The sequence below is a fragment of the Novosphingobium sp. 9U genome, from assembly GCF_902506425.1.
Taxonomy (GTDB): domain Bacteria; phylum Pseudomonadota; class Alphaproteobacteria; order Sphingomonadales; family Sphingomonadaceae; genus Novosphingobium.
In genome coordinates, this window is sequence record NZ_LR732512.1 from 1 (window position 1) to 12506 (window position 12506).

The window sequence follows — 12506 nt, forward strand, 5'->3', positions numbered from 1 at the left end:
CTACGCCGCAACGCGATCGCGTACATGAGAAGTGGTGTCGTATGTCGCAGGTGTCGCAACGCCTAAGCCACACGCGAGTGGAAAACGCCCTGTAAGAAGAAGATGAACCTTCTTTCCTATTAGCAACTTCCTCTTCGCGTCTGGAAGGTTGCGACACCTGCGACACCTGCGACACCTGCGACAAGGCAGAAGAATTGGCAGAATTCCGCCATGTCGCGGCTCCATGCGTCGCAACTCAGGTCTTGGAGCCACCAATTCTGTCGCAACTGCTTGCGACACCTTGTCGCAGGAAATGCTCGGTGTCGCAAAGATCTTGCGACGCCGATTGCGACACTCCTAGTCCTTCTGCCACTTGACCGCCTTGATACTAAGAAATCATGTTTAACTCAGTTCAGCAGTCGCGCATAACTGTGTGCCAACGCGTCGGTGCCCTTGATCATCTCGTAAGTCATCCCTGACGCTATCGCCATTTGCTCGGCGAACTCCCGCTTTGCTTGAACTACAGGTGTATTAACCTGATGGTCGCCTTTCACCTCAACGATGACCATTTTGCCGTCTTCCTTCTCGAACAAGAAGTCCGGATAGTAGCTTCTGACCGTCTTTGAATCCGGATCGATGTACTGGACGAAGAAGTCCGATTGCCCGTGCGTCAGCATACCGGTGAAATATAGCTTCTTCACCCGGCCTTCGCGGATCAAATCCCAGAACAGGGTCTGCTCGGGATTGGAGTCGAAGCAGTAGGTGTCGAGGTGGAAGCTCTTGTCACGATAGGGCGCGGCGTGGGCATCGATTTCCCTAACGATTTTGTCCTTGGCCGCCGTCACCGAGTAGAAGCCCGCAGCAGGTACCTTGACGAGTTCGACCTCGTATTCATCGGTCGTTTCGGTCGGGTTCAGGCTGTACAGCATGCTGAACAGACGCGGGATGATGAGATCGTGCAGTAGGTCGTTGAAGGTGTTCACGGCTTCGAGAATCGCAGCCATACCTTGCTGAGAGCCAGCAAGGAGTCCTTCGATTTCGACGGGGCTACGGTTGAGGTAGCGGGCCACCTCGGCCACGATCATCAGTTCCGAATAGGCAAACTTCGTTCGCTGTGCAGAGAGATCGCGGACCCTGTCGCTGGCCTTTGCTGGCCCGAGTTCGGTCCGTTGAGTCTCCATCAGGCGGTACTTGTCGGTGAGTCCCGCCCAAGCAGCCTTGTCGGCCAGGTTGAACCCAAGGTCCGCACCGACCACCGGCACTTTCTCTTCCAACACGAAACTGCGTCGAACCCGCCTGATCTTGAGCACAACAGGCTCATTGACCCTGACCTCCACCGTTTCCTTGTCCCCTACCGCGCCCTTGAGGTCATCGGCCGACATGCGGAAGTTCTGCTGTAACTCATCATCGAGGATTTTGAGGTTGGCACCAGACAGGTAGATATGGCCTGCATGCTGGACGTCGCCGATGGACCTCAGGCAGCGCATTGAGGCCTGAAGCACAAAAATCTTTGACTTCGGTTGGCGGAAGAGTGCCACGCCGAACAGCGACCGGCAGTTCCAGCCTTCCCGCCCCTTGTTGACGAGAATGATAAACTGCTTGTCGCTCTCGGGATAGTCCAGGCGACGGAACGCGCGCTCATCGTCGTTGCTGGTGATCTTGGCGTCGCCGACGTTGATCAGAATGCGGCTCGTCGGGATGCCACGTTCGATCAGCACCCGCTCAACCGCAGGCTTCAGTTCGTTGACGGCCTCTTCGATGGTGGAGGCGAAGAAGGCCATCTTGGGCATCAGGCCTTCGGGCATCAAGCCATTTGTCTGTTCGCAGAAATCGTCGACGGCGATCTTCACGAACTCGGCAGTGCGCGAGTTCGCATAGCCCTTGAGGTCTACCTTCTTGAGGTATTCGTTGCTGATCGCCTCTTTCAGGCCATAGGCGTAGACGACCTCGGGCAGGACGGTGCGGCCGACGTAAGGTGTGCCGGTGAAGTTGAAGCAGGCGACTACCTGAGTACCCGCCGTCTTCAGTTTCGCGGCAAGCTTGTCGATAGTCGTGCGCAGGCTGGTGTCGGTGGGCTTTGCGCCGATCCCCATATCTTTGGCCAGATCGGCACCGAAGGCGTGGTGGGCTTCGTCCACGTAGATGCCAAGCTGTTCGAGCCGGGTCAGCTTCTCGAACCGTTGGTTGGTCGTCAGTTCAGTTTCGTCCTCCGGCTCATCGAAGCCGTAGAGGTCGGCCGCGTCGCCATAGACGCTCTGCATGGTGAACACCTCGGGCGTGGCCCGGAACAGGCTATCTATCGCGGTGTCCTGCTTGTGCTTCTTCTTCAGGATGATCTTTTGCACATTCGACACGATCACGTTGAAGCGCGACTGGTCGAGCGTATCGAGGGAGGTGCCTGCCTCTTCCAGGTAGTGGAAGCGAATGTGCGTGGTCAGGAAATTGACGTACTCTGGCGGCACCACGCGGGAGAGAGGGAAGGACTCCAGTTCACGCAGGGACTGGAGCACCGTCTTGTCCGGCGAACAGACCAGCGCGTTGTGGCAGTATTTCGAGTCCTTCGGCCATTTGTTGGCGAGGATGAACTCGTAGAAGATGCAGGTCGCCATGAGGATGGTCTTGCCGGTGCCCATGGTGAGCGCGAAGATGTAGTTCGGGTAGACGCGGCGGTTCCGCTTCATCGCCTCGAACACGACCTTGTACTGATCGCGAGTGACGTTTTCGAATAGCGAGACCTGCCCTTGGCTGTTGGAGATGCCGCCTTCGGCGCGCTGGGCGAACTTGCCCGCGCGATCGAACCAGTCCTTAAAAATCTCCTCGACCCTCCGGTTGTCGAGGAACTCTTTGAGGAAGACATAGACTTCCAGCGCCTCGAACTGCGGGGTACGCAGGAAGGCCTTCGGGTTGTGATCCGGGTCGTTGAAGTCGAGGAACTTCTTGGTCAGATCGCGATACTCGCGCCGGATCGCCGCCCGGTTCTGCCGGTAGAAGGTCCAGAGGAACTTGAAGAAAGCGAACTCGCCAAGGAGGGCTTCCTGACCTTTGGCCTTGGGTGCCTTAGCCATCGATATTGCCTTCCCAGCTTTCGGATAGCAAGTCGGTGATCTTCACGCGGATCGTGCCAGCATCTGCCGGAACTTCGTAGCAGCCGACAACCAACTCGTCCTTGCCGGGGACATCAACCACGGCGGGTTGCAGCACCGCACCATCGTAGTTCCAGTCGACCATGACGCTGTCCACCAACTCGCGCCATTCACCGACCTGCTCCTGCTGCAAGGATAGCTTCTGCAACAGGTTCATCGGGTAGAAGTTCTCGATCACGAGTTCGCTGTCTCGGATCGCCAACTTGGCCTCGGCATCACGCTTGAACTCAAGCTGCGACTTGTCGCGCAGGATATCGACGACCTCGACGTCAATCTTGAACGGTTTGGCCTGAAGCTCAAGTTCAGCCTTAAGGTCGGGCTCATGCCCCATACAGACGAGCAGGATCTTCTCGACGGGATGTCTGGGGTTTTCGTCTTGCCGACGCTGGAAGACCTTCTGGTCAAAGGCTGTGGCAAGCTCGCCGAGGTCCGCCTTGGTCGCAATGCGATTGACCGGCATGATCTTGACCATGCGGCCGTCCTTCTCTCCGTCATACATCGAGCCTTGCTGCAAGGGCTGTACTTCGAGCGCCTCCAGCAAAATCTCACGCGCTTGAGCCGGATTCCGAAAGAAATCGTAGTGGTTCACATTGTAGACTTCAAAGCCAGCGCAGCCTGAAAGTGGTGCCTGTTCTTCGCATTCCGCTAACCTACGGGTGGACGTCTGTATCGCACCTAGATTTATGTCTGCAATTATATAACGCCTTCCGAGTTTGTAAGCAGTCGCTGCCGCAGTCCCTGATCCAGAAAAGAAGTCTAGAACAAGATCGTTTGGTTGAGTTGCGGCTTCGATGATCCTTGACAGCAAAGCCTCCGGCTTCTGCGTCGGGTAAGCTGTACGCTCTCTTGCCATTGGATTAGTAAGATTGACATCTTCCCAAACATTACCTAGCTCTCCCTCCGAAAAGCAGAGATTCCAAATGTCTTCGAGTTGCTTCCCTTTCGCATCTTCTAGATAGAACTTGTAACGCCATCCAGATCCATCCTTCGCAGGCGAAAGAAGTGCTCCTTCAGCCTTTAGGCGATCAAAGGTTTCCTGCGAATAGGTCTTCAGAGAGACACTCTGCCAAGGCCCTTTGTTGTCAAAATCAGGGTTCGAGAAGCGGCGAAGATAGTCAGGATCGTACGGCGTGAAAACCTTATTAAACAGATACCTTTTGGACTTGGACACCATGAAAATGACATCATGGTTTACCGGAAATTTATTTGCCCTTGCCTTGCTGCTCCCCGCAAAAGGGCTACGCTTCCAAATAATTTGATTTAAGAAGTTTTCTGGGCCGAAAATTTCGTCCAGGATTACGCGAATGTAATGGCACTTGTGCCAGTCGCAATGGAAAAATAGTACTCCAGTTTCAGACAGTAACTCCCGAGCTATCACCGCCCGTTCATAGATAAACTGTAAGTACCCATCATTAGACCAAATGTCACTATACTGCTTTTCTTCAAAAGCTGTATATAGTGAGCGCTGATCCGAACCCCTTATGGAAATAGATTTTTTATAGTCCGCCTTTGAGTCAAATGGAGGGTCAATATAAATCGCTTGAACTTCACCCCGATAGTCGCGAAGCAGGTGACTCATAACCTGAAGGTTATCCCCCCAAAAAATCTTGTTGCGCCAACCATCGACCTCAGGTCCATGCACTTCCTTGAGTTGGGCAGGATAAAACTGAGTCGAGACGAACGGGCGCTTCCCGCGCCAGTTTAGCATCGGGTAGCCCTTTATCGGCTCGAACTTGTACTCCTCGACCCGGCCTTCCTGCTGATCGCTGCCGAGGTCGAGCCTGTCTTGTCCGTCACTCACTCGCCGTTACCCTTCCAGAAACTTCCAGTTTTTCGTGTCGCAATAGAACCGCATGTCGCAGTCCTCGCACTTCTTACCCGGCCGCGATTTCATCCGATAATCGCGCCCCTCGATCCTGCCGACGACCCTGTCGAAATCGGCCATGGTGCGATCTATCGCCTTGCTGTCCTTGTCCCAACTGATGAACGGATTCCCGCTCTCCTCCCCTGTGTAGTAGAGGTGCGTCCTGCTCACTCGATGCCCGGTCCTCTCCTCCACGAGATGGGCATAGACCTCAAGCTGTTTGCGGTACTGCTGGAGGCGTTCACGGTCCCGGACCAGGTCGGGCTTCTTCTCCGCCTTGAAATCGATCAACTCGACCGTGTCCCCTTCGCCCCTGATCAGGTCCACCGAACCGCTGAGGATGTAGGTGTCCTTCACCATCGAGATATCGACCTCGGCCTCCTTGAGTCGGTAGAAGTGTCGCCGCTCGCGCTGGATGTACCGCTGCACGTGGCGCAGCGCCGCTCCCTTGGCGAGGGCGTTGAGGTACTGCCGCTCCCGGCGCGAAAGGTAGTGATAGTTGGTCTCGAACCACTTCTCGACCTGGCGGGTCGTCACGATCTCCGGCTCGCCTCGGAGCACTGCCTTGTGCACGTCCTCGATGGTTTGGTGCACGAGCGTTCCGAAAAGCTGTGCGCTGGCCCGCACGGGCGTGAACTCAAGCTCCCGGAAGAACCGGTATTGCTCGGCGCAGGTTTCGAACAGCGCGATGTGCGAGGTGAAGCTGTACTGCCGCTTGAGGTTAGTCTTCCTCACCTGATCGAAGTCGATCCGCTCGGGACGGAACAACGGATCGCGCCAGTCCGGCAGTCTCTCCCAAGCGCCCTCGAAGTACTTCGACGGCGACCGGCCGCGTCCCTCCTTCACCTGTGTCGCCAACACGAGCAGGTTCTGGGCGCGTGAGAAGGCAGTGTAGAACAAACGCCGGAAATCGTAGTTCTTGGTCCGGTCGAGCGGCTCGAACGGCGGCTTGGCCAGATAGCCCTCCATCGCGACGTCGATCTCCGTCCACTGCTTGCGTGGCACCGCCTCCAGGGATCCGCACACGACAACGGGGAACTCAAGACCCTTCGACTGGTGGATGGTCAAGAAAGATACACATCCGCTCGGGGCATACTCGCTGTCGTCCTCGTACTCGTTGATCCCGCCGTCAATCAGGAACCGGAAGAAGCGGTTGAACAGGTTCAACAAGTCCCGCTCGATGTACTCGGGGTTCACGACGGTGATGCGGTGGAGGTACTCGAACTTTGTCAGGAGTTGTGACAACAGGGCGAGGTTCCGCGACGCACGGCCCTTGTCCACGCCCGCCATAACTTCTTCGCCGAGGAACCGGTTGAACAAAGGGTATTGCAGCAACTGGTAGAAGAGCCCCGTAAGGCCGTAGTCGGCTGGTGCGGGCATGGCGAGATGACGCTTGGCGAGCGGGCGAGCGAACGCCAGCAAGCTGGCGTTCTCCGGCTTTCTAAGTTCCTCCGCGAAGGCACGGAAGCACGAGTGATCGTAATACTCCCAGATCGCCATTTCCATGCCCTCACGGGTCTGGCGGATGCTCGGAAACTGCGGGAACAGGAAGATCAGCGCGCCGATCATCAGGCGCACCTCTTGCCGCTCAAAAAAGAGATTGGAGCGGGGCGAATAGACCGGAATCCCTTGCTCTTCGAGATGATGAGCCAAGGCCAGAACCTTGTCGCTCTTCACCGAGCGAAAAAGGAACGCGACCTGATTCCAGTCAGTGAGTCCATTGTCCCGTAACCTGTGCAGGAACGAGGTGACTTCCTCGTGGAAGTCGCAGTGATCACTCTGAGAGATGCGCAGTACCGACGCGGTTTCGGGGAAGCTGGACTGGCGAGGGAAAATGGTCTTGTCATAGCGGAAGTGTTTGCCACCTTCGCGCCAGTCCTCGTCGGCAATCCAGCGGTTGTAGAAGTTGATGATATCCGGGGTAGATCGATAGTTGATCGTCAGCCGTTCCTGCGAGCACTGACCTTCCGGGAAATTCGCTGGATATTCGAGTATGTTGCGGATCGTCGCGCCACGAAACCGATAAAGTCCTTGATCGTCATCGCCTACGACACACAGGTTCTTCTGATCGCCCGCAAGAAGAAACAGCAGCCGTTCTTGAATCGTGTTAGTGTCCTGATATTCGTCCACCATGATGTGGGTCAGGCGTTGGCGGAGTTCGGCCAGAACCGAAGGGTTCTCTTCCAAAAGCCGCAAGGCCTCGAACTGGATACCGGCGAAATCCAAGCTGTTCTGCTCGATCAGCAATTCCCGATAGATCATCGCTGCGTTGCCCAATGCGATAATCGCCGGATCATCACTCGCCTTCAGCGCCTCGACGTCGAGTGCCTCTTCCGAGACCTTGTTGAGCCACTGCACCAATTGGGTCGCACGGTACCACCGGCCCGCCGTTTCCTTGCCGATGACGAGTTCGATATCATCAATCTTGATGAACCGGCTCAGCCGCTGGAACAGGAAGTACTGCTGATCGAACTGGTCGAAGATTGCGAAATTGCGCTGCAATCGCGTGAACTCACGATGGTCTTTGAGCAGACGCAGGCAGATCGAGTGAAAGGTCCCGAGATACATCTCATTGAGGTTGAACGAGATGCCGACTTCAAGCAGCCGGTTGGAAACGCGGGTCGTAAGTTCACGAGCGGCCTTGTCGGTGAAGGTGACGACCAGCAGAGCTTCCGGCTCCGCGCCATGGTTGCGAATCAGGTTGACGATCCGCTCGACGAGCGTGAATGTCTTCCCGGACCCTGGCCCCGCGATAATCAGAATCGGACCCTCGGTCGCCTCGATCGCAGCTTGCTGATTAGAATTTGGTGCCCTCATGCATGCAGCATATAGGCTAGGTGGCGGTTGGGCGAGGTATTGGCGTACTGAGGCCTGTGGAGATGTGCCGCTGTGTGTGAGTAAGCAGCGTCAGTATGGTATTGGTCTCTAGCGCGGCAATGGTCTGCCGCCCGTTTGGCGGGCACCATCTAGGGCCTGTTCAAGCGACACCAGCTTCCGCTTTAGCGAATGGGGTTGATAACAAAAGCATTGATCAGAACCGATGTGCCTCATTTTCGACGATCTTGGGCTGAACGCGCTGTCCTCTAGGCGCTCGACCACATGCGATGGCGGGGCAGACCCGCCGCCAATCGCATATGGCTGGAAGCCACCGTCAACCCTTCTCTAAATTGACGTCAGGGTCTGTGCATCAAAGCCTTCAACAACACGGGCGCAGTGTACGAGGTGCTCAGGTGATGGGAAGTGGCTAACCTGCACGTTGCCGTAAAAACGCCCACCCTCGACATCTGGTTTGCATGAAGCGACGATCCTACGGTCAGCACGGTCGTAAATCATTCCCTCACCAGCGCCGTTCCGAACCATACGTTCAACCACGACAGCACGCGTAGCGTCGATTGCTTCCTCAAGACTTGAGAACTTCTGCTGCCAAACCATGGGATCATCTTCAACGTGCGAGACGTACCTATGTTCGTTCGGCAAGGGGATTTCATCGAATTCTTTTGCGTTTGATTGAAAGTTCTTATTCATCGTGATTCTTTCCTAGTTACATCGTCGCCCACATAAGCGGGCAGTCACAGAAGTAACGGTTCCGAACGCTCGATTGCGATTTCAATTTTTGCAACCGTGTTTTTTGTGCATCCGGTACGCTCGGGCGCGGGTAGTCCAGAAGGTCAGCAGACGAGGCGAATCCCAGACGCTACCAAGATCGCACCGCCCGGCAAGCGCCGGACCGAACGCTCAGCGCGGATCAGACCTTTATGAAGGTAGCAACGCTGTCGACGTGCGCACGCGCAAAAAAAGTTCACACGTTCGCTCGAATCAAATGGATCTGCCCCTACTGCATTTTGGTAGAAGCCACTCACTCGCTGAAGTGAGGCGGCTTGGTTACTCGAAAGGAGTTCCAAGATGTGAATGATATTGAATATGCGCACGTGCTCTGGATATCCAAGATCACGAACGGTTCACATTGATCCCGGCCCTTCACCCACAGATGGAGTTCTATTTAGAGTCTATTTTCACATGCCTACCATTATCTCGACAACTAACTCGGGCGGTAAGAGGATTCCGCTCACCAAGACGCTCACGTGGACTGAGAACGCTTGGTCTAAGTCCGACTATAGCAACGCTTACCTGTTTAACTCTGATCGCTACCCGGCGCGGTCGATCGATGAGCTTTCCGTGTTGCTGCAAGTGCTCGAAACCATGCCGTATCACGCCATTATCCGTGGTCGGCTCGTGGATGGTCGTGACGATGTTGCCGTCCGCAGGACCCTGCATTCGTTCATCAATCCCGAGGGCAACTTCGAGCCAAGTCCGAACGGATTGCGCTGGTTGATGCTGGACATCGATAAATTGCCCGTCTCGTCCTACGGCTTCACGGGTATGGAGGAGCGGCTTGCGCATCTTATTTCTACGCTGCCGCCGGAGTTCCAACAGGCAACCTTCCACTTCCAGTGGTCGAGTTCCGCCGGGCTTGATGGCTGGGGCACGCTCTCATGTCACCTTTGGTTCTTCCTCACTGAGCCTTGGCTCTGCGGCGATCTGCACGACCGCCTGCAATCCGGCGACTGGAAGCATTACGACATTGATCCGGCCCCGTTTACGCCCAATCAAATCCACTACACGGCAAGCCCTATCTTCGTCGGCGCACAAGACCCCCTCGGGTGCGATCGTTCAGGACTGGTTCGCGGTCAAGTTGATGCGGTGACGATCTCCCCGTGGGTTCGGCCCGTTGAGCCTCGCCCGGTGTTCACGCCCGCCGAAAGGGAGGAGCGCTTCCCTGGCTGCGGTTTCGAAGACCTTCTGGCGGATATCGGGCCCTCGTACCACCGCCCGATCTTGCGCGCCGTCGCGCATTATGTGGCGGTGACTGCTGAACCCGACGTTGATTGGCTCACCGAACGCCTCGTTGATACCATCTGGGCTGCGCACCACGGAAAAAACCGTAAGCAGGACTATGTCGACCCCCGCTACCTCGATCGGGTTATCTCGGGTGCTCTTGCAAAGTTCCGGAGGATCGTCTGATGCGCGATTTTCCGCTCGAACTCCTCCCAGATGCTCTGCAACGCGCAATCGGTGCGCAAGTCACGATGGGAGCCTATCCCGTCGAGGCAGTCGGCACCGCAGCCCTCGCAGTCGTCAGCCACGCGGCACAGGGGCTTGGAAACGTGGACGCGCTCTATTCCCCCGGCGTGACCTATCCGACTAGCTGCTTCTTTATGATCTTGGCGCGCTCCGGCGACGCCAAGTCCTCGCTGTACAACTGCTTCATGACCGGCGTGCACCGCTGGCAAGAACGAGAGCGCAGGGTGTTCGACGAGGACATGCTCACCTACGCAGCCGAGCGGAAAATCTGGGATCGGCAGAAGGCAAAAGCTGAAAAAGACGAGAACGTCGAAGAGCTTTTGCGATTGGAGAAGAACGGCCCGAAGAAGCCGTTGAGTCGGGACAATATCGTGACCAAAGCTACCACGAACGGCCTCTTCCGCACGCTTGAGGATGGTTGGCCGACGCTTGGTGTCTTCACCGGAGAGGGTGGCTCCTTTCTCGGCGGGCACAGTCTGAAGGCGGAGAATTCGCCAACCGAGATGGCCTCGTTCCTCACGACTTTGTGGGATGGCAACGCAGTGGACCGTACCACCGGAGAGATCACCGTGCGTCTTCCAGGGCGTCGTATCTCCGCCTTGGTCATGGTCCAGCCGGAAGTCGCCGAACGCTTCCTCGCCGATCCGATCCTTCGGGCGCACGGTATCCATGCGAGGTTCTTGATCGTTAGTCCACCGGCGTGGACCCCGCCGGAGGCCAACTTCATCGACGTGGCGACGGCAGGGCGAAACTCACGTCTCGACGCTGCAATGGCGGAGTACCACGATACGATCGACTGGATGCTCTCAACTGAGATGCGGGTGTCGCAGTTCGACGAGCGTGTGCTTCAGCCGCGCACTCTCTGCTGGGATCGCGATGCGGCAGTGCACATGCAGGATTGGTTCAATACGACCTGCCGCGCCTGGCGCTCAGAAGGGAACCCATTTTTCAATCGAGCGTTCGAGCATGCCTGTCGGCTCGCTGGAGCGCTGGCGCTTTTCGAGAACGAAACGTACATCACTTTGCCGCTCGCAATGGCCGCAACGGCACTCGTTGAGTTCTACGCAGACCAGTTGCGTGCGCTTGATATTGGGGATGGTGAAACGCGCAATTCTGACGAGCGTCATATCATTGAAAAGCTCGAAAAGTGGTTTCGCGACAGGGCCGGTCCCGTCAGCAACCGTGATCTCGCGCGAAATAGCCCATCGTGTTTCCGCAAGCTCAACGGCAGCAAGCGTGATGCGATCCTCCGTTCCATGGAGCGTGACGAGTACATCCGCGCGGTCGAGGTCACGAGGGGAAGCTCGAAGGCGATCATGTGGGAGTTCAAGGGCTAGGGGTGTCGCAGTCGGTGTCGCAGATATTCTGCGACACCGGCCGTTTCCTGCGACAGTGTGTCGCAACTCGTTGCGACAAATTCGACATTTGAAGCCGCTGGTTGCGACGCCTGAGAGAGGGAGGAATGGCGGTTTACCGCCGTTTCTTCCTCGTTGTCGCAGTTGTCGCAGTTGTCGCAGGGCTTCAGACGCGAAGTGAGAGGCCTTAAGGAAACAGAGGATAATCTTCTTCTTTATAGGCGCTTTCAGCGCTTCTGGACGTCTGGCGTTGCGACACCTGCGACACCTGTAGAGGTGGTGGCGCTCGGGAGGGCCTCGGTCTCGGCGCGAGCCGTCGCGCGTCAGACCACTGGCATGCCAGTGGTCTGACGTGTCACGGCTTCTGTGATCAGTTATGGGCCTAGTCGGGGCGGCCAGCGGCGGCCTCCAGTTCGATCATCATGGCGTCGTAAAGAGCCGCCAGCGTTTCCGAACTCGGCATTTCGTATTTTGGATGGTCCTTTGGCGAAGGAGTGCGCTTATTCGGACCGAGCCGATCGATCTCCTCGGGTGTCGCTCGCCTTATGCGATAAGCCGCAGCGGCGTCGGGCGGGCAATTGCACAACATGCCCGTGGTTACATCCCACCAGCCTTGCCATGGACGTTCATGATTGAGGCCCCGGACCGCTGCACGTATCAGCACCACCTCGCCGATGTTCCTCTCGACTCCCTCCGCTGAAGTGTGCTCGCGGATCACACGATCGCCCAACCGCAAGTGACGTAGGTCGAACCTGTCGCCATCGTCTGACGGCACTCGGCGCAGGCGACAAACCTGCAATTCTCTTGGGGCTCCGTTGCACAGCGCGCCGGATTCCACATCCCACCACTCGCGCCATGTATAATCTACATCGGTGTATGTGGCGCGCGCCCGCATGGAGAGCACTTCACCCAACGGGTGATCGGCCGAGCCGCCCATTTGGTGCACAACGAGGTCGCCGACTCTGAGGTAGTGTAGATCGCCTGCCATGGCATGCTCCGCGACGATGAACGTGACCGGCTCGTGCGGCCCCTCGGCGCTTATACCACTCAGCCATCCCGCTGCACGCGACGGACGTCTAGGGC

7 protein-coding genes are annotated in these 12506 nt (G+C 56.9%); 2 read left to right on the forward strand and 5 right to left on the reverse strand.

The genetic code is table 11. From position 1 onward, the window contains the following. Positions 1-386: 386 nt before the first annotated feature. The 4 genes from GV044_RS19315 to GV044_RS19330 form a co-directional block, all read right to left on the reverse strand. Entirely contained in the window at positions 387-3044 is a 2658-nt protein-coding gene (locus GV044_RS19315) for a DEAD/DEAH box helicase family protein (protein WP_159873980.1), read from the reverse strand. Next, entirely contained in the window at positions 3037-4923 is a 1887-nt protein-coding gene (locus GV044_RS19320; protein WP_201299165.1) for a site-specific DNA-methyltransferase, read from the reverse strand. The genes GV044_RS19315 and GV044_RS19320 overlap by 8 nt, the downstream gene beginning before the upstream one ends. 6 nt (positions 4924-4929) lie before the next feature. Then, on the reverse strand, positions 4930-7803 hold the full coding sequence (locus tag GV044_RS19325; protein WP_159873982.1) for an ATP-dependent DNA helicase: 2874 nt from the start codon (positions 7801-7803) through the stop codon (positions 4930-4932). A 345-nt stretch (positions 7804-8148) separates the two neighbouring features. Then, entirely contained in the window at positions 8149-8511 is a 363-nt protein-coding gene (locus tag GV044_RS19330) for a hypothetical protein (protein ID WP_159873984.1), read from the reverse strand. Positions 8512-9003: 492 nt separating this feature from the next. On the opposite strand from GV044_RS19330, the gene GV044_RS19335 reads away from it, so the two are divergent. Together GV044_RS19335 and GV044_RS19340 are read left to right on the forward strand one after the other, a co-directional pair. Then, entirely contained in the window at positions 9004-10008 is a 1005-nt protein-coding gene (locus GV044_RS19335) for a hypothetical protein (protein ID WP_159873986.1), read from the forward strand. After that, the gene (locus tag GV044_RS19340) at positions 10008-11405 is read left to right on the forward strand and encodes a DUF3987 domain-containing protein (protein WP_159873988.1); all 1398 of its coding nucleotides are present in this window, start codon (positions 10008-10010) and stop codon (positions 11403-11405) included. Before GV044_RS19335 ends, GV044_RS19340 begins: the two co-directional genes overlap by 1 nt. 400 nt (positions 11406-11805) lie before the next feature. Here the strand turns inward: GV044_RS19340 and GV044_RS19345 are convergent. After that, a partial coding sequence (locus tag GV044_RS19345; RefSeq protein WP_236555114.1) for a hypothetical protein occupies positions 11806-12506 on the reverse strand: 701 nt, incomplete at its 5' end.